This window comes from Pseudomonas sp. PVC-3-1, from assembly GCF_057444315.1.
Window position 1 is genome coordinate 1,929,119 of sequence record NZ_CM172023.1, and the last position, 17,811, is coordinate 1,946,929.

13 protein-coding genes and 1 other RNA gene are annotated in these 17,811 nt (G+C 66.0%); 4 read left to right on the top strand and 10 right to left on the bottom strand.

Annotation, left to right across the window (positions count from 1 at the left end; genetic code table 11):
* Positions 1 to 111 precede the first annotated feature (111 nt).
* The 4 genes from AC2T4A_RS08915 (at position 112) to AC2T4A_RS08930 (ending at position 2,881) form a co-directional block, all read left to right on the top strand.
* Positions 112 to 858 carry a FadR/GntR family transcriptional regulator gene (locus tag AC2T4A_RS08915; protein WP_416750136.1) on the top strand — a complete coding sequence of 249 codons (747 nt, stop codon included), beginning with the start codon at positions 112 to 114 and terminating at the stop codon, positions 856 to 858.
* A 118-nt stretch (positions 859 to 976) separates the two neighbouring features.
* Positions 977 to 1,732: a cache domain-containing protein gene (locus AC2T4A_RS08920; RefSeq protein ID WP_486743128.1), complete on the top strand. Its 756-nt coding sequence runs from the start codon at positions 977 to 979 to the stop codon at positions 1,730 to 1,732.
* A 61-nt stretch (positions 1,733 to 1,793) separates the two neighbouring features.
* Positions 1,794 to 2,465: a YceH family protein gene (locus tag AC2T4A_RS08925; protein ID WP_416750133.1), complete on the top strand. Its 672-nt coding sequence runs from the start codon at positions 1,794 to 1,796 to the stop codon at positions 2,463 to 2,465.
* A gap of 113 nt (positions 2,466 to 2,578) precedes the next feature.
* The gene (locus AC2T4A_RS08930) at positions 2,579 to 2,881 is read left to right on the top strand and encodes a hypothetical protein (protein WP_486743129.1); all 303 of its coding nucleotides are present in this window, start codon (positions 2,579 to 2,581) and stop codon (positions 2,879 to 2,881) included.
* A 61-nt stretch (positions 2,882 to 2,942) separates the two neighbouring features.
* Here the strand turns inward: AC2T4A_RS08930 and ssrA are convergent.
* The 10 genes from ssrA to AC2T4A_RS08980 all read right to left on the bottom strand — a co-directional run bounded on the left by ssrA (position 2,943) and on the right by AC2T4A_RS08980 (position 17,583).
* Positions 2,943 to 3,300, bottom strand: a transfer-messenger RNA (tmRNA) gene (gene ssrA / locus AC2T4A_RS08935).
* A 74-nt stretch (positions 3,301 to 3,374) separates the two neighbouring features.
* Positions 3,375 to 4,052, bottom strand: a complete 678-nt coding sequence (locus tag AC2T4A_RS08940) for a type 1 glutamine amidotransferase domain-containing protein (RefSeq protein WP_416750131.1) — start codon at positions 4,050 to 4,052, stop codon at positions 3,375 to 3,377.
* An 86-nt stretch (positions 4,053 to 4,138) separates the two neighbouring features.
* Positions 4,139 to 5,152 (bottom strand): sodium:calcium antiporter, encoded by a 1,014-nt coding sequence (locus AC2T4A_RS08945; RefSeq protein ID WP_486743130.1) that lies wholly within the window; start codon positions 5,150 to 5,152, stop codon positions 4,139 to 4,141.
* Between the two features lie 401 nt (positions 5,153 to 5,553).
* Positions 5,554 to 8,838: an acetyl-CoA carboxylase family protein gene (locus AC2T4A_RS08950; RefSeq protein ID WP_486743131.1), complete on the bottom strand. Its 3,285-nt coding sequence runs from the start codon at positions 8,836 to 8,838 to the stop codon at positions 5,554 to 5,556.
* Positions 8,839 to 8,989: 151 nt separating this feature from the next.
* Positions 8,990 to 9,256 carry a hypothetical protein gene (locus AC2T4A_RS08955; protein WP_416750126.1) on the bottom strand — a complete coding sequence of 89 codons (267 nt, stop codon included), beginning with the start codon at positions 9,254 to 9,256 and terminating at the stop codon, positions 8,990 to 8,992.
* 86 nt (positions 9,257 to 9,342) lie between these two features.
* Positions 9,343 to 10,746 (bottom strand): sensor histidine kinase, encoded by a 1,404-nt coding sequence (locus AC2T4A_RS08960; RefSeq protein ID WP_416750125.1) that lies wholly within the window; start codon positions 10,744 to 10,746, stop codon positions 9,343 to 9,345.
* Positions 10,743 to 11,420, bottom strand: coding sequence for a response regulator (locus AC2T4A_RS08965; protein WP_416750354.1), 678 nt, complete (start codon positions 11,418 to 11,420; stop codon positions 10,743 to 10,745). Before AC2T4A_RS08965 ends, AC2T4A_RS08960 begins: the two co-directional genes overlap by 4 nt.
* A gap of 200 nt (positions 11,421 to 11,620) precedes the next feature.
* On the bottom strand, positions 11,621 to 14,431 hold the full coding sequence (locus AC2T4A_RS08970) for an FAD-binding and (Fe-S)-binding domain-containing protein (RefSeq protein ID WP_486743132.1): 2,811 nt from the start codon (positions 14,429 to 14,431) through the stop codon (positions 11,621 to 11,623).
* Positions 14,432 to 14,605: 174 nt separating this feature from the next.
* On the bottom strand, positions 14,606 to 15,751 hold the full coding sequence (lldD, locus tag AC2T4A_RS08975; protein ID WP_486743133.1) for an FMN-dependent L-lactate dehydrogenase LldD: 1,146 nt from the start codon (positions 15,749 to 15,751) through the stop codon (positions 14,606 to 14,608).
* Between the two features lie 155 nt (positions 15,752 to 15,906).
* A complete protein-coding gene (locus AC2T4A_RS08980; RefSeq protein ID WP_478379330.1) occupies positions 15,907 to 17,583 on the bottom strand; it encodes a lactate permease LctP family transporter in 1,677 nt (558 codons plus the stop codon).
* Positions 17,584 to 17,811 lie beyond the last annotated feature (228 nt).

The window sequence follows — 17,811 nt, forward strand, 5'->3', positions numbered from 1 at the left end:
AGACATAGTTTTTCGCGAAGCCGCAGCCGGGCTTGCCGGTAGACTTCGCCATCCTCTCCAGAACAGGAATATTCCGCGCTGGAAGCGTCCTCGCCCCGCGCATTGCTGCCTATGAACGAATTCAGGAAAGTCCGCCCCGCCAGCTTCATGCGTCTGCGCCAGGAAGGTCGCACCGAGGAAGTCGCGCGCCGGCTGGTGGAGATGGTCGACCTCGGCCTCTACGCCGAAGGCGAGCAACTGCCCAGCGAAAGCGAGTTGGCGATGCAGTTCGGCGTCGCCACCGTGACCCTGCGCGATGCACTGGCGGAGTTGCGCGAGCGTGGTGTGATCGAGACGCGACGCGGGCGCAATGGCGGCAGTTTCGTCTGCTCGCCGCAGCACACCTCCGAGGATGCCCTATTGGGGCAGCTGCGCCAGATGAGTGCGTTGGAGCTGCGTGACCTGGGCGATGAGCATGTCGCTATCGCCGGTGCCGCCGCACGCCTGGCGGCGCAACGTTCCACCGCCGATGAGCAGGCGCGCATCGCCCAGTATCTCGATGCCTTGGCAAGTGCCACCACGCGGCAGGAGCAGCGCCGTGCCGATGCGCGTTTCCACATAGAGATCGCCGTGGCGGCCCAGTCCGTGCGCCTCACACACGCCGAGACGCGCCTGCAGGCGGAGATCGGCGAGTGGCTGTGGCTGCCGGTGGACGGCTTCCCGGGTGCGGCGATCATCGAGCAGGAGCACCGAGCCATGCTCGAAGCGATCAGCGCTGGCGACTCGAATCTCGCCGGCGCGCTGGCCGAAGCCCACGTCACCCGCGGCATCAAGCGTCTGATCAACCTGCGCCTGAGCCTGCTCGCCGACGACGGCTGACTGGCACAGCGCTTGCTGCTTTCACCGCGCGCTCGGACGGGCGCGCGCAATGACTCACCGAACCGACTTAGCGGGCCGCTCTGGCTCGATAGATAACAAGAACAGCGAGGCCCCGGCCATGTCCAGCGAGCAATCCACGGATGAACTCCAGCACTGCGCCCAGCGCATAGACGCTTCCATCCGTAACGTTTTCCAGCGCCTCGACGAGCTGGCGGGCGAAGTCGTGGCGATCTGGCGTTCGCTGGCGGAGGAGGGCAAGCGTCCTTCCTCGAAGGATCTGGGCGCGCTGCGACCGCGTATCCAGCACGACCTTACCGATGACGGCACGCGCCTGCACGGCACTGGTGTGGTGATCGAGCCCGGCGAGCTGACCGACCAGGAGATGTACCTGGAGTGGTGGTACCACGGCCGTGGCGACAAGGTTGTCCCCATGAGCCTGAACTTCAACCGCCGCAGCGAGAGCTTCTACAACTACCTCAACATGCCCTGGTTCTCGCGCCCGCGCGCGAGTGGCCAACCCTCGGTGGTCGGCCCCTTCGTCGATCTCTACGGCACCGACCTGTACATCCTCGCCTTCTCCGTGCCGATCCAGGTGGACGGCCGCTTCATTGGCGTGGCCGCCGCCGACATCGCCCTGCACGAGTTCGAGGGCGTGCTGCTGGGCAGCCTGATGCAGATGGGCCATGAGGCCCTGGTGGTCAACGGTGAAGGCCGCGTAGTGGCCGCCAACACCGCCAACTGGTTCACCGGCGACCTCGCCCGGCGCACGCTGGGACGTGATGCACAGGGGCGCGAACAGGAGCTGGCGGCGTCCTTCTCGCACTGGGCGGTCATTGAACGACCGCTGAATCGCCGGCTGGCAGGCGCTGCCTGAGGCTGCCAAACACGGCGTAAACGGCTAGGCTAGGGCGGTTCCCAACTTGACGGAAACCGCCATGAGCCAGTCGCTCGACACACTGCCCGACTTCGAACCGCTGAGCGCCGTGGATGCTCGCGTGCTCGGATGCCTGATCGAAAAGCAGCTCACCACGCCCGAAGCCTATCCGCTGACCTTGAATTCCCTGGTCACCGCCTGCAACCAGAAGACCAGCCGCGACCCGGTCATGAACATCACCCCCGGCCAGGTCGGCCAATCCCTGCGCCATCTGGAAGGCCGCGAGATGACCCGCCTGGTCATGGGCAGCCGCGCCGATCGCTGGGAGCAGCGCCTGGACAAGGCGCTGGAGCTGGTCAAGCCGCAGGTCATCCTGCTCGGCCTGCTGTTCCTGCGGGGCCCGCAGACCCTCAACGAACTGCTCACCCGCAGCCAGCGCATGCACGACTTCGACGACACCGAAGAAGTCCGCCACCAGCTCGAACGCCTCGCCGGCCGTGGCATGGCCGTGCAATTGGAGCGCCAGGCAGGCCAGCGCGAAGACCGCTACATGCACCTGCTGGGCACCGAGGAAGACCGCGCGGCCGCCATCGCCGCCAGCGGCAGCCGTGCCTCCAGCGAACGCAGCGACGGCGGCGGCCACGACGAAGGCCGCCTGGTCGAACTGGAAGGCCGCATCGCCGCTCTGGAAGAACGCCTTGCACTGCTGGAGCTGGGGCTTCCGCGCGACTGAATAGGAAGATTCCCCTGACAGGCTGATCCAGGTCAGTCTGTCAGGCCGCTAATCCCGCGTTAACATTTGCAGCCGATAGTCATGCTTGACCCCGCTTTACCCTGGAGCGCCCCATGCGTCGTAAACCCTCCCAGGCCCAGCTGACCGCCGTGCTCAGCCAGCTTACGGAAAGCGACTTCAAATCCATCGCCGATCTGACCGGCCCGCGCGAAGCGAACCTCTTCGCCATCCGCGAACTGTTCCGTCAGGGGCTGATCAAGGGCGTGCTGATCGATGATCCGTTCGGCGCCGAAGACGACGACGGCCCGCTGCTCTGCAACGCGGAGCGACTGCGTTTGTGCAAGCCATGCGTGGAAATGGTGGTGCAAGAGCAGGCCGAACCGCTCATGCCGCGGCTGGGCTTGCTGACGCTCTAGCCAAATCGCAGGCAAGAAAAAAGGCGCTGGGCTTGAGGCTCAGCGCCTTTTTCTTTGGATTTGGTGGAGCCGGGGGGATTTGAACCCCCGTCCGCCAGTTCTCCGCTGTCGGTTCTACATGCTTAGCCATCTCTATTAGGTTAACTCCTTGCGGCCCGAGTGGCAGGGCGCTTGGAGCGAGCTGTATGAGTTTTAGCCGTTACGTCTACAGCGAACTTGGCGGCGATCCTGTTCTATATGACAGACCTAATCTTCGGGTTTACAGGCATCCCCTAGGGTCTGCTAGCGGCACTTAGGCTGCTAGGGCGTAGTTGTCGTCGTTGGCAACTATAAAGTTGTGGCAGCTGATTTACGAGAACTGTCACCTACTCGGCATGCCCCTCGAGTTTTGTTACCGGCGTCGAATCCTAATCGGCCCCAAAACCTTGAAAGGTCGTGGGTGATTGTACGGGAAAGCCGCCCCGATAGCCACCCGGGGCGGCGCAAGCCGTTGTCAGCTGAGGAATTTCAGCACGGCTTCGGCCACCGCCTCCGAGGACGCGGGGTTCTGCCCCGTGATCAGGCCGCGGTCGACTTCGACATGGCTCTGCCAATTCGGGCCCTTGCTGTAGCGCGCGCCATTGGCTTTGAGCATGTCCTGGACGAGGAAGGGCACCACGTCGGTGAGACCCACGGCATCTTCCTCGCTGTTGGAGAAGCCGGTGACGTGCCGGCCCTGCACCAGCGGCTGGCCGTCCAGCCCGCGCGGGTGGCGGAACACGGCTGGGGCGTGGCAGACGGCGGAGACGGTCTTGCCGCTGGCGTGGAAGGCTTCGATCAGCGCCACCGAGGTGCGGTCTTCGGCCAGGTCCCAGAGGGGGCCGTGGCCGCCAGGGTAGAAGACGGCATCGAAGTCGTCGGCCTTCACCTCGCTGAGCTTCACGGTGCTGGCCAGTGCGGCCTGGGCTGCGCTGTCCTGACGGAAGCGCAGGGTGGCCGGCGTCTGGGCGTCTTCCTCGTCGCTCTTGGGGTCGAGTGGCGGCTGGCCGCCCTTGGGCGACGCCAGGGTCAGACTGGCGCCGGCATCCTTGAACACGTAGTAGGGCGCGGCGAACTCCTCGAGCCAGAAACCGGTTTTCTTGCCGGTGCTGCCGAGCTGGTCGTGGGAGGTCAGGACTACCAGGATTTTCATGCTCACTCCTTCGGCGTATCGCTAGTCGTGCGGCTGCCGCCGAAACGGCAGCCCGGACTGTCAGTGTAGGCAATGAGGCGCGTGCGTCAGCGCGACAGGGTGATACCCAGATAGGCGGCGTACAGCACGCCGTTGAGCATCAGCACCCAGATTGGCAGGCCACCGCCGCGCTGGGCGTTGATTCGCAGCCAAAGCGCGGCTCCGAGGGTGACCAGGACGCCAGTGAGTACTTCGATGCGCGGCTGCCAGGGCGTGAGCAGGATGCCGATGGCGGGCAGCAGGGTGCCCTGGAATACCATGGCGCCGCTGATGTTGCCGAAGGCCAGGGTGTCCTTGCCGCGACGCACCCAGAGGATGCTGTTGATCTTTTCCGGCAGTTCCGTGGCGATGGGGATGATCAGCAGCGACAGCAGCAGCGCAGAAATACCCAGAATGTGCGATAGACCCTCCACGCCATGGATGAATCCCTTGGCGCCGAGTACCAGCAACGCCAGGCCCAGCAGCAGTTGCAGCAGGATGGTGGCGAGGTTGGTCGGCAGGCCGATGCGCGACAGGTACATGTGGTGGTCGGCCTCGGTGCCGTGGCCGTCGTCCACCAGGCTCCGGGAGGCGCGCAGGGTCAGGGTGATGTAGGCGACGTAGGTGAGCACCAGCAGCACGCTGAGGACAATGCGCACGGAGCGCAATTCAGCGGGCACGAACATGGCAAGGGTGGCGAAGCAGAAGGCGACCAGGAAGAAGTTCAGGTCGCGCTTGAGCCCGGTGCGCTCGGGGCGGACGCGCCCGAACAGGCCACGGGCGCGCCAGGCGAAGCAGGCCATCAGGCAGGTGGACAGGGTGGAGAGCATCAGCGGCGCGCCGAGAATGGCGCCGACGCCGACTTCCTCGTTGAGGCTGATGTTGCTGGTGCCGGCGAACAGCGCCAGCAGCGGGATCAGGGTTTCCGGCAGGGCGGTGCCGACGGCGGCGAACAGCGAGCCGGTGACGCCTTCGGAGATGCCCAGGCGCTCGCCGAAGTGTTCCAGCGCATTGGTGAAGAGTTCGGCGGCGATCAGGATCACCAGCAGCATGCCGAGCAGTTCGAGGATGAAGGTCAGCATGCGTGCAGCTCCAGACAGATGGAGCGAGGGGTGGGGTGGTGCATCACGGTGAAGCTCCTGGCCGGTGTAATACCCATGACCACGCATCTCCCCGGCCGTTGCGGAGATCACGTGGTCAAAGGTCTTGCCAGGCTAGTCTGCTGGCGACGCCATGGCCTGAAATCCGCCTACGATCTGCTGCGCGTTGGCACAACTGCGTTGAGAACAGCTGAGAAATGCTCATTTACTATTCGTAAACTGCGCTTTCTCCGCTGCTCTCGCCTTGTTCTGCTCCAGCTCGCGAGATCGTCAACCGATTTGGGCCAAGTGTGTTGACGTCGCCCCCGCTCAGGAAAACGGGCGGCTACTCCCCAATGACGCCGCGCATTCTAGCGGATCGGCCGCGCAGCTCAACCTATGCCTTACCAGGTATCGATCAGTGGGCGTTTTTTCCCCTGGCGTGGAGCGGGCCTGGGCGTCGACGCCAGCCCTCGCACCAGCCAGCGGCGGGTGTCGGCCGGGTCGATGACGTCGTCGATTTCCAGGTAGCTGGCCATGTTCAGCCCCTTGCCGTTGCGGTAGGCGGCGGCGACCAGCTTGTCGAACAGCGCCTGGCGCTCCTGCGCATCTTCCACTGCGGCCAGTTCCTTGGCGTAACCGAGGCGGATCGCCCCCTCCAGCCCCATGGCGCCGAACTCGCCGCTGGGCCAGGCGACGGTAAACAGCGCCGCGTGGAAGCTGCCAGCGGCCATGGCCTGGGCGCCGAGGCCGTAGCCCTTGCGCAGGACCACGGTGAAGAACGGCACGCTGAGGCTGGCGGCGGTGACGAACATGCGCGAGACGTGGCGCACGGTGCCGGTTTTCTCCGCCTCCGGGCCGACCATGAAACCGGGGGTGTCGCACAGCGAGATGATCGGCAGGTCGAAGGCGTCGCACAGTTGCATGAAGCGCGCGGCCTTGTCGCCCGCCTCGGCATCGATGGCGCCTCCCAGGTGCATCGGGTTGTTGGCGATCAGCCCGAAGGGTTTGCCTTCGATGCGCACCAGGGCGGTGATCATGCCGGCGGCGAAGTGGCGGCGAAGTTCCAGTACCGAGCCGCTGTCGGCCAGTTGTTCGATGATCTGGCGGATGTCGTAGACGCGCAGACGGTTCTCCGGCACCGCGTGGCGCAACAGGCGCTGGTCGACGCACTGCCAATCGGCGCTGTCGCCCTGGAAGTAGGCGAGGTACTGGCGGGCGATACGGGTGGCTTCGGTCTCGTCTTCCACCAGCACATCGATCACGCCGTTGGCGCTTTGCACGTCGCTGGGGCCGACTTCCTCGGGGGCGAACTTGCCCAGGCCGCCGCCTTCGATCATTGCCGGGCCGGCCATTCCCAGGCTGGTATCGCGGGTGGCGATGATGACGTCGCAGCAGCCCAGCAGTGCGGCGTTGCCGGCAAAGCAGCGGCCGGAGACCACGCCTACCAGCGGCACCAGCCCGGAGAGTCGCGCCAGACCGACGAAGCTCATGTTGTCCAGGCCGGCCACGCCGACGAAATCGGTGTCGCCCGGGCGTCCGCCGCCGCCTTCGGCGTAGAGCACCAGCGGGATTCGCCATTGCTCTGCCAGATGCAGCATGCGGTCGGTCTTCTTGTGGTTCATCACGCCCTGGGTGCCGGCGAATACCGTGTAGTCGTAGGCCAGGACCAGGCAGCGCGCCCTCTCGTCGCCGAACTGTGCGGCGTTGATGCTCCCCAGGCCGCTGACCAGACCGTCCGCCGGGCTGCTGGCGATCAACTCTTCTACGCTACGCCGACGACGTTGCGCGGCGATGGCCAGCGCGCCGTATTCGATGAAGCTGCCCTCATCGAGCAGGTCGGCAAGGTTCTCGCGGGTGGTGCGCTTGCCGATCCGGTGGCGCTTGGCGACGGCCTCCGGGCGGCGCTCGTCGAGGCCGATGGCATGGCGCTCGAGGACTTCGGCGAGGTCGGCGCGGATGGCGTCCAGGTCGATGGTCGCAGCGCTCACCATATCCTGCGCGGCAATGTCTGCCGGCTCGACGAACAGCAATGCGTCGCCCTCGCCGAGGCTGTCGCCCGGTGTGGCGGCGAGGCTGTGGACGATGCCGCTGGCGCTGGCCTTGACCTCGAACTCCATCTTCATCGCCTCGATCACGGCGATGGTCTGGCCCTGGGCGACGGCATCCCCGACCGCGACATTCAGGCTGACCAGCACGCCGGCACTGGGCGTGGCGAGCGCGATGCACCCGGCTGGCGCTTCGCTGGCGCGCGGGACGTCCGGCGATGCACCGGCATGGCTGAAGAAACGGTGCGGGTGCGCATGATCCTGCGCGCCGAGCAGTGCCGGCAGGTGTTCTTCGATGTAGCGCGTGGTGACCTGGTTGTCCGCCACCGCGGTCTGGCGCAGCAGGTTGAGCAGTAGCGGAATATTGCTCGCCACGCCCTCCAGGCGGAATTCGCAGAGGGCGCGGTAGGCGCGCTGTACCAGCTGTGGATAACCGCCGTTGCCGTGGACGATCAGCTTGGCCAGCAGCGAGTCGTAACCCGCGCTGTTGCGGTAGCCGGCGTAGCCGTAGCCGTCCACGCGCAGGCCGGGGCCGCTGGGCGGCTCGTAGGCGCTGAGGGTGCCGCAGGCCAGATGCGGCGTGCCATCGTTGGCGAGGCTTTCCAGGTTGATCCGCAGTTGCAAGGCGTGGCCGCGTGGCGTGGGTATCTCGGCCTGGGTCAGGTTCAGGTCGGCGAGGCTGGCGCCGGCGGCGATGCGCAGTTGCGCCTGCACCAGGTCGATGCCGGTCACGGCTTCGGTGACGGTATGTTCCACCTGCAGGCGCGGGTTGGCTTCCATGAACACGAAGTCGCCGCTGTCCTCGTCCAGCAGAAACTCGAAGGTGCCCAGGCCGCGATAATTCACCGCTTCGGCCAGGCGTACGGCGGCGGCGAGTATGGCGCCGCGCAGGCGCGGATGCAGGTTGGGGCTGGGGGCGATCTCCAGCAGCTTCTGGTTGCGTCGCTGCAGGGTGCAGTCACGCTCCCACAGGTGGCTGACGGCGCGGCCATCGCCGATGACCTGCACTTCGATGTGCCGGGCGCGCTGGATCAGGCGCTCCACGTAAAGGCGGTCATCGCCGAACGCCGCGCGGGCTTCGGCCTGGCAACGGGCGTAAGCGTCCGGGATTTCATCGACGCTGCGCACGGCGCGCATGCCTCGGCCGCCGCCGCCGGCGAGGGCCTTGATCATCATGCCGGCGCCAGCGGGGAGTTCACGGAAGAAGCGCTCGGCATCCTCCTGCGAGGTGGCGCGGTTGCTCCCAGCGGCGAGCGCGACGCCGTGGTCGCGGGCCAGGTCGCGGGCACGGGCCTTGTCGCCGAATACCTCCAGCACATCCGCCGAAGGGCCGACAAAGGTCAGGCCGGCGGCTTCGCAGCGGCGGGCGAATTCGGCGTTCTCGGAGAGGAAGCCATAGCCGGGATGCACTGCATCGCAGCCCTGGGCCGAGGCGATGTCGATGATCTGCTGCTGGTCGAGGTAAGCGCTGGCGCCGCGACCTTTGAGCGCCGCAGTCTGGTCGGCCTGGCGGGTGTGCAGCGAGCTGGCGTCGTCCTCGGCGTAGATCGCGAGCGTCTGGATACCCAGCTCGGCGGCGGCGCGGGCGATGCGGATGGCGATCTCGCCACGGTTGGCGATGAGCAGGCGGGAGACAGGCATGGCGATTCCGGTTGTGATTCTTGTGATCGGCAATCGCTACATCTTAGGGAGCGGGTGGAGCGGGGGAACGAACTGCGGCCTTGCGAATGCCCGAGGCTTCGCGGGCCTTATGGGCGGCGGCCGGCACGGTAGCCGGCCGCCGCGGCCGGGGTCACCCGTTTGCTCCGCCGTCGCCAGCGTTGTCCTTGAGCAGCTTGAGGGCTTTTTCGGTGTGGGCGATGCATTCCTTGGTGTTGCCGGCGGCTTGGGCCTGGGCGGCTTTTTCCTGCAGGCGCATGGCCTGTTCCTGGGCCTGGGTGTTGTTGGTGGTGGTTTTCACCGCGTCGTCGACTTTCTGCAGATTGGTGCTGCACAGGTCGTCCGCGAAGACCGGCGAGGCCAGCAGGGCGGCGGTGATGAGCAGGGCGGCGCGTTTCATGGCAGTTCTCCTGTCTCGTTTGACCGAGGGGGCGCGGCGCGCTTGAGCGAGCCGTACAGGGTGGACTGCGGGCTTTTACGCGGGGTTCAGAGTATTTGCCCAGCGGTTGTCGGGAGTTCGACGCAGACACCCAGGCCGAGACCTTCCAGCCCCTCGTGCAGGGAAATGCGCCCATGGTGGATCTCCACGATGCGCTTGACGATGGGCAGCCCCAGCCCGCTGCCGTGGCTGCTGGAAACGCTGGGGCTGCGGTAGAAGCGGGTGAAGATCGCTGCCTGTTCGGCGGGGGCGACGCCGGGGCCGTTGTCGCGCACCCAGAGGGTCACCCGACCGCCATCGCTCTCCAGGTTGACCGCCACTCGGCCGCCCTCGGGGGTGTAGCGCAACGCGTTGCCGACCAGGTTGGTGAGCATCAGCCCGAGCCATGCGGCGACGCCTTGCAGGGTGGCGCCGTGGCTGTCGAGGGTCAGTTCGATCTGCTTGTCGATGGCTTGTGGCGCAAGTTCGGCGATGGTGTCTTCGGCCAGCAGGCGCAGGTCTACCGGGGCAAATATCTCATGGAGTTCTTCGGCGTCGAGCCGCGCCAGAAGGAGGATCTGTTCCATCAGTGCGCTGATCCGCTCGACGCTGCGGCTGACTTGCTGCAGACCGTGGGCATGGGCAGCAGGGTCGGACGAGCGCAATGCGACCTGGGCGTGGGTGCGCAGGCTGGCCAGGGGCGTGCGGATTTCGTGGGCGGCGTCGCTGGTCAGGCGGCGTTCAGCCTCCAGCGCCGAGCTCAGGCGTTCCAGCAGCAGGTTCAGTTCGTTGACCAGGCTGTGCACCTCCACCGGGGCGCGGCTCAGGGCCAGCGGATGCAGGCTGTGGGCGCTGCGTTGATGAATCTGGTCGGTCAGGCCGCGCAGCGGCGCCAGGCCCTGGCGCACGCCGAACCACACCAACACGCCGATCAGCGGCAAAGCCAGCAGCAGGGGGAAGAGGGCGCTGAACAGCAACAGGTGCAGCGTCTTGTGGCGGTAGTGAAGATTTTCGAAGACCCAGATGCGCACCTCGTCGGCGCCGGGCGTGGCCATCTGCAGTACGCGCCAGTTGACGTCGCCGCTGAGCAGGTCGGAGAAGCCCGGCGGTTGCGCCTCGATGCCTTGCGGCGGCTTGTGCGTGGCGAGCAGCGGCTGGCCGCGGTACCAGATGGCGTAGCCCAGCGTGGCTTCGCGGCGCAGCAGCGGCAAGCCTTCGATGGCCTTGCGGCTGCGCGCGAGGATTTCCATGGCGTCGCTGGACTGCGGGTCAATGGCGTCGGCGATGTCCACCAGGCTCAGGGCGGCCTGGCCGAAGTCGATCATGTCCTGGTCGTAGAGGCGGTCCACCTGCTGGCGGGTCAGGTGGTAGGTGAACAGGCCGGCCGCCAGCCACAGCACGGAAACGCCGCCGATCAGCGTCAGCAGCAGGCGACGGCTGATGGAGCCGGCGCGGCGCACACTGCTGCTCAAGGTTGCGTTGCGCCTTCGGGGCGGTCGATGCCGTAGCCGATGCCGCGCACGGTGCGGATCAGGCTGTTGCCCAGCTTGCGTCGAAGATGGTGGATGTGGACTTCGATGGCATTGCTTTCCAGGTCGCCGTCCCAGCCGTAGAGCGCTTCCACCAGTCGCGCACGGGACAGCACCTTGCCGCGCTGTTCCAGCAGCAGGCGCAGCAATGCGTACTCGCGCGGGGCCAGGTCGACCGGCGCGCCAGCCAGGGTGACCTGATGGGTGGCCGGGTCCAGCGCCAGTTCGCCATGTTGCAGCAGCGGCGCGGCGCGGCCGGTATGCCGGCGGGTGAGGGCGCGGACGCGGGCGAGCAGCTCGTCGAGGTCGAAGGGTTTGGTCAGGTAGTCGTCGGCGCCGGCGTCGAGGCCCGCCACGCGGTCGGCAACCTTGTCGCGGGCGGTGAGGATCAGCACCGGCGTCAGGTCGCCGCGCCGGCGCAGGCCGCGCAGTACCTCCAGGCCATCCTTGCGCGGCAGGCCAAGGTCGAGCACCAGCAGGTCGAACTCGTCGGTCTCCAGCGCCTGCTCGGCGGCCACGCCATCGTTCACCCAGTCCACCGTGTCGCCTTCCAGCCCCAGCCCCGCGCGAATGCCATCGCCCAGCAACTGGTCGTCTTCTGCCAACAGGATTCTCATCGTTGCCCCCTCAGCCGGCTCTGTGCAGCAGGATAGCCGGCGTCCTTCATTTCGGGCAGAGGGTGGCGCTGATGGATTAAGACCGAGTTAACGGGCCGCAGCTGTCGGAGCGAGCTTGTTCGCGAACCGAGCTTCGCCTGATTTCAGGATATGAGGCGAAACTGCGATGTTCGCGAGCAAGCTCGCTCCTACACAGAGCGTTATCCGCCGCGCGCGCGGGTCACGCGGTCGACCAGGTAGACCACGCCGCGATAGTCGATGCCGCCATGGGCGGACAGGCCGATCTCGCAGGTGCGGCTGGTGGAGACGCCTTCCTTGCAAACCTGTACCGCGTCCTTGAGCGTGCGCAGCGAGTGGGCATTCAGCTCGGGCGTGGTGAAGCCCTTGTCGCCGGCGAAGCCACAGCAGTGGATGCCTTCGGGGATCACCACTTCGCGGGTGCAGCGCTTGACCAGGTCGATCAGTGCCTGGCTCTCGCCCAGGTGCTGGGTGCTGCAGGTAACGTGCACGGCCACCGGCTTGTCCTGCGGCTGGAAGTCCAGGCGTTCGATCAGATGCGTGCGGATGAACTTTACCGGGTCGTAGATCTTCAGCCGGTCGTCGGCCAGTTCCTGCACCAGGCGCAGGGTGCAGGGGCTGGTGTCGCAGTAGATCGGGTCGAGGCCGCCACGGCTTGCGCGCAGCAGTTCGGCGAGCAGTTCGTCACGCTTGGCGTCGGCCTGTGCCCTGTAGCCTTTGGAGGCGAATGGCTGGCCGCAGCAGAGGTTGTCGGCGTTGTCCGGGAAGACCACCTGGTAGCCGGCCTTCTCCAGCAACTGGCGGGTCTTGTCGATCAGCGGCACCTGCTCCTCGTCCGCTGCCGCCGGGCCCATGGCGCGGGAGACGCAGGCGGTCAGGTAGACGACGCGCGGCTTGCCGTTATCCACGGCTTGCGGCGTAACAGTGAGGCGCACCGGCTGCGGCATGGCCGGCGTCCACTGTGGCACGCGGCCCTTGCTGGCGTGGCTGATGGAGGCGCTGAGGCGAGCGAGACGCGGGGCGCCGAGCACCATGCGCGCACCGTTGGCGGCATGCAGCATGAACTTCGCGCCTTTGAGTGCTGTGGCGAAGTTGCGCGCGAGCCAGCTGGCGGTGCCGGCGTGATGCGCTTCTTCGCCACGCAATTTCCTGATCAGCTCGCCGGTGTTGATGTTCACCGGGCAGCGCTGGGCGCAGAGCCCGGTGGCGGCGCAGGTGTCGATGCCCTGGTACTGGTAGTCGCGCTCCAGTTCGGTGGTGTCGATGCCGGCGCGGCGCTTGGCCTGGATGTCGCGCCACATGACGATGCGCTGGCGCGGGCTGAGGGTCAGCCCCTTGGACGGGCAGACCGGCTCGCAGAAGCCGCACTCGATGCACTTGTCGACGATCTCGTCGGCGGCCGGCAGCGGCTTGAGGTTCTTCAGGTGCAGTTGCGGGTCATCGGTCAGTACCACGCCGGGGTTGAGGATGCCGCTAGGGTCGAGCAGGCGTTTGAGCTGCCACATCAGCTGGTAGGCGTCGTGGCCCCACTCCAGCTCGACGAACGGCGCCATGTTGCGCCCGGTGCCGTGCTCGGCCTTGAGCGAGCCGCCGTATTCCACGGCGACCAGATGCGCGACGTCGTCCATGAAGGCCGAGTAGCGGGCAATCTGCTCCGGCGACTCGAAGCCCTGGGTGAAGACGAAGTGCAGGTTCCCTTCCAGCGCGTGGCCGAACAGGATGGCTTCGTCGTAGCCGTGTTTGTCGAACAGTTCGATCAGGCGGTTTACGCCCTCGGCCAACTGTTCGACGGGGAAGGTCACGTCCTCGATGATCACCGTGGTGCCGGTCTCGCGCACTGCGCCAACCGCCGGGAAGGTGTCCTTGCGGATGCGCCAGAGCTGGTTGTAGACCACCGGGTCTTCGCTGAAGTCGACCTGCTTTTCCACCGGGTAATCGGCGATGGATGCGCTGATCTGCGCAAGCTGCTCATGCAGCAGCGACTGGGTCGCCGCGCGGGATTCGATGAGCAGCGCGCAGGCGCCTTCGGACAGGCTCTTCACCCATTCCGGCATGCCTTGCATGTTCTCCACCGAGCGCAGGCTGCGGCGGTCCAGCAGTTCTACGGCGGATACCGGCTGCTGCTTGAGCACGGTCACGGCCTTGCAGCAGGTCTCCACGTCGGGGAAGACAATCAGGGCGCTGGCCTTGTGCGGGTGGTCTGGCACGGTGACGTAGGTCACCGCGCTGATGAAGCCCAGGGTGCCCTCGGAGCCGACCATCAGGTGGGTGAGGATATCCAGCGGTTCGTCGTAATCCACGAGCGCATTCAGGGACAGCCCGGTGGTGTTCTTCAGCCGATACTTGTGGCGGATTTTCGCGGCCAGCTCGGTGTTGGCGCGTGTCTGCCGGCCGAGCTCGGCAAGCTGGTCGAGCAAGGCGCCGTGGCTTTCGCGGAAGGCGGCAACGCTGGCGGGCAACTCGCTGTCCAGCAGCGTGCCGTCGGCCAGCAGCAGGCGCAGACCGGCCAGGGTGTGGTAGCTGTTCTGCGCGGTGCCGCAGCACATGCCGCTGGCATTGTTGGCGACGATGCCGCCGATCTTGCAGGCGTTGATCGAGGCCGGGTCCGGGCCGATCTTGCGGCCGAACGGAGCGAGCCAGGCGTTGGCCTGGGCGCCGATGACGCCGGGCTGCAGGCGAATCTGCGTGCCGCCCTCGCGTATGTCGCGGCCGTTCCAGTTGTCGCCCAGCACCAGCAGGACCGAGTCGCTGACGGCCTGGCCGGAGAGGCTGGTGCCGGCGGCGCGGAAGGTCACCGCCACCTGATCGGCGTGAGCGGCCTTGAGCAGGGTGGCGACTTCGTCTTCGCTCTCGACGCGGATCACCAGCTTGGGGATCAGTCGGTAGAAGCTGGCGTCGGTGCCGAAGGCCAGGGTCGAGAGCGGGTCGTCGAAGCGGCGCTCGCGGGGGATCAGGTGTTCTACCGTGTCGAGGAAAGCGGCAGGGAGGCTCATGGCGGCTCCAGTCATCATCGGTGAGCGTGGACCGCTGGACGGTCCATCGGTGTTCTTTTATCGAACGCGCCGAGGCACGGTCTGACTTGTAGGAGCGAGCTTGCTCGCGAACCGGGCAGGTACGGAGCTTGGCAGGTTCGCGAGCAAGCTCGCTCCTACAGCAATACAGGGCGTTTAGGCGCCCAGTTCGCGCACCAGCGAATCACGGGTGATTTCGCCGATGGTCTTGGCGCCGGTCAATACCATGGCCACGCGCATTTCCTTCTCGAACAGATCCAGCAGGTTCTTCACGCCGGCCTCGCCGTGGGTTGCCAGGGCGTAGAGGAAGGCGCGGCCGATGAGCACGGTGTCCGCACCCAGGGCGATCATGCGCACCACGTCCAGGCCGTTGCGGATGCCGGAGTCGGCGAGAATCTTCAGGTCGCCTTTCACGGCGTCGGCAATCGCCGGCAGGGCACGGGCGCTGGAGAGCACGCCGTCGAGCTGGCGGCCACCGTGGTTGGACACAACGATGCCGTCGGCGCCGAATTTCACTGCGTCCCTGGCGTCTTCAGGGTCCAGGATGCCCTTGATGATCATCGGGCCGTCCCAGAATTCGCGAATCCACTCCAGATCCTTCCAGGAAATCGACGGATCGAAGTTGGCGCCCAGCCAGCCGATGTAGTCTGCAAGGCCGGTGGGGTTGCCGCGGTATTTGGAGATGTTGCCCAGGTCATGGGGCTTGCCCAGCAGGCCCACGTCGACAGCCCAGGATGGGTGCGTCATGGCCTGCCAGACGCGGCGCAGCGGTGCATTCGGGCCGCTCATGCCAGAGTGGGCGTCGCGGTAGCGGGCGCCGGGGACCGGCATGTCGACGGTGAACACCAGGGTCTTCACGCCGGCGGCCTTGGCACGCTCCAGGGCGTTGCGCATGAAGCCGCGATCCTTCAGCACGTAGAGCTGGAACCACATCGGCCGGTCGATGGCCGGGGCGACTTCCTCGATGGGGCAGACCGACACCGTGGACATCGTGAAGGGGATGCCTTTCGCCGCCGCCGCGCGGGCTGCCTGTACTTCGCCGCGCCGGGCGTACATGCCGGTCAGGCCGACGGGAGCCAGGGCGATGGGCATGTTCAACGTCTCGTCGAACAGCTTCGTCTCCAGGCTCAGCTCGGACATGTTCTTCAGCACGCGCTGGCGCAGGGCGATGTTGGCCAGGTCGTCGACATTGTTGCGCAGGGTGCGCTCGGCGTAGGCGCCGCCGTCGGCGTAGTGGAAGAGGAACGGCGGCAGCTTGCGTTGGGCTGCGGCGCGATAGTCGGTAGAGGCAGAGATGATCATTGGGCTCTTCCGTTTTGAGAGAAAAGTGTTGGATCGAGCGAGCTGGAGCGAGACAAGGTGGAAATGACCGAGGGAGCGGAGCCTACAACTGTAGGTGAGGACCCCGAGGCCATTTCCAACGCAGTATCGCCGACGCTCAGCCGATCAGCGCACGGTCAGTGAACCAGCATGCCGGTGAAGATGTACGCCTGGGCCAGGGTGATCAGACCCACCATGGCAGCGAACATCAGGCTGTGCTTGAGGGTGAAGCGGAACAGGTCGGATTCCTTGCCGACCATGCCGGTGGCGGCGCAGGCCACGGCGATGGATTGCGGCGAGATCATCTTGCCGGTCACGCCACCGCTGGTGTTGGCGGCCACCAGCAGGGTGTCGTTGACCCCGATCTGGTGCGCAGTGGTCGCCTGCAGCGAACTGAACAGCGCGTTGGAGGAGGTATCCGAACCGGTCAGGAACACACCCAGCCAGCCGAGGAACGGCGAAAAGAACGGGAAGGCCGCACCAGTGCCGGCCAGGACCAGCGCCAGGGTGGTGGACATGCCCGAGTAGTTGGTGACGAAGGCGAAGGCCAGCACCATGCCGATGGAAAGGATCGGCCATTTCAGCTCGACCAGGGTCTCCTTGAAGGTGGTCAGACCAGTTTTTGCACTGATGCGCAGGATGAGCATCGAGATCAAAGCGGAGAAGAAGATCGCGGTGCCGGTGGCCGATACCGGGTCCAGCTTGAACACGGCGGCAATCGGCGTCGGATTGGCAACGATTGGCGCGGTCTTCACCACCAGTTGGTCCAGGTGCGGGATGGCGAAGTTGAACACCAGGTTGTACAGCGCGCCGCCCGGAGCGAAGAGCGCCTTGAACGGCTTGAGGGTCCAGATGGTGACCAGTACGGTCAGCACCAGGAAGGGCGACCAGGCCTTGAGGATTTCGCCGAAGTTGTAGGGAGTCGGCTCGGCGCTGCGCGGGCCGTTACCGCCCATTACAGCGGCACCGCCGGCGGTGGCGACTACTTCACGCTCGCTGGCGGGTTGCCAGACCTTCAGGAACAGGGTCAGGGAAATCAGGCTGACCAGGGCGGAGGTGATGTCCGGCAGTTCCGGGCCGATGAAGTTGGAGGTGAAGTACTGGGTGATGGCGAAGCTGCCACCAGCGACCAGTGCGGCTGGCCAGGTTTCCTTCACGCCCTTGAGGCCGTCCATCATGAACACCAGCCAGAACGGTACGAGGATCGACAGGAACGGCAGCTGGCGGCCGGTCATGGCGCCGATCTTGAACGCGTCGATACCGGTCACCTGGCCCGCGACGATGATCGGGATGCCCAGGGCGCCGAAGGCTACTGGTGCTGTGTTGGCGATCAGGCACAGGCCCGCGGCGTACAGCGGATTGAAGCCCAGGCCGACCAGCAGGGCGGCGGTGATCGCCACCGGCGCGCCGAAGCCCGCCGCACCTTCGAGGAAGGCGCCGAAGGAGAAGCCGATCAGCAGCACCTGCAGGCGCTGGTCGCCGGTGATCGACAGCACCGAACTGCGGATCACTTCGAACTGGCCGCTCTTGACCGTGAGTTTGTAGAGGAAGACCGCCGCGACGATGATCCAGGCGATCGGCCACAGCCCATAGGCGAAGCCATAGCCGGCGGCGGCGATGGCCATGTCGGCGGGCATGCCGAAGGCAGCGATGGCGATGATGATCGAAAGGGCGAGGGTAATGCTGCCGGCGACGTGACCCTTGAGGCGGAACACGGCGAGGGCGAGGAAGAAGAACACGATCGGGATGACGGCGACCAGCGCGGACAGGCCGAGGCTGCCGAGCGGGGTGTAGATCTGCTGCCAGGTTTGCATCTGGATTGGCTCCCTAATTGTTTTTGGGTGGAGGGCCTTGTTGCCGGTCGGGCGAATCCGGGGCGCTTGTGGCGCTGGCAGTGGTCGACAGATCGCGGCTTTTTGTTTTTTCGTGCATGGGTTGTCGTGCAATTCAGCTTGCGGTAAATTGGTAAGACCAATTTACAAGGCCGAGCGCTCAGGGTAAAAGCCCTGCTGGCGGCATGTCAATTTGCTGCCCTGCGACTT

Coding starts and splice junctions, on each gene's coding strand:
- AC2T4A_RS08915 (WP_416750136.1), top strand. CDS start 112: ATGAACGAATTCAGGAAAGTCCGCCCCGCCAGCTTCATGCGTCTGCGC.
- AC2T4A_RS08920 (WP_486743128.1), top strand. CDS start 977: ATGTCCAGCGAGCAATCCACGGATGAACTCCAGCACTGCGCCCAGCGC.
- AC2T4A_RS08925 (WP_416750133.1), top strand. CDS start 1,794: ATGAGCCAGTCGCTCGACACACTGCCCGACTTCGAACCGCTGAGCGCC.
- AC2T4A_RS08930 (WP_486743129.1), top strand. CDS start 2,579: ATGCGTCGTAAACCCTCCCAGGCCCAGCTGACCGCCGTGCTCAGCCAG.
- AC2T4A_RS08940 (WP_416750131.1), bottom strand. CDS start 4,052: ATGAAAATCCTGGTAGTCCTGACCTCCCACGACCAGCTCGGCAGCACC.
- AC2T4A_RS08945 (WP_486743130.1), bottom strand. CDS start 5,152: ATGCTGACCTTCATCCTCGAACTGCTCGGCATGCTGCTGGTGATCCTG.
- AC2T4A_RS08950 (WP_486743131.1), bottom strand. CDS start 8,838: ATGCCTGTCTCCCGCCTGCTCATCGCCAACCGTGGCGAGATCGCCATC.
- AC2T4A_RS08955 (WP_416750126.1), bottom strand. CDS start 9,256: ATGAAACGCGCCGCCCTGCTCATCACCGCCGCCCTGCTGGCCTCGCCG.
- AC2T4A_RS08965 (WP_416750354.1), bottom strand. CDS start 11,420: ATGAGAATCCTGTTGGCAGAAGACGACCAGTTGCTGGGCGATGGCATT.
- AC2T4A_RS08970 (WP_486743132.1), bottom strand. CDS start 14,431: ATGAGCCTCCCTGCCGCTTTCCTCGACACGGTAGAACACCTGATCCCC.
- lldD (WP_486743133.1), bottom strand. CDS start 15,751: ATGATCATCTCTGCCTCTACCGACTATCGCGCCGCAGCCCAACGCAAG.
- AC2T4A_RS08980 (WP_478379330.1), bottom strand. CDS start 17,583: ATGCAAACCTGGCAGCAGATCTACACCCCGCTCGGCAGCCTCGGCCTG.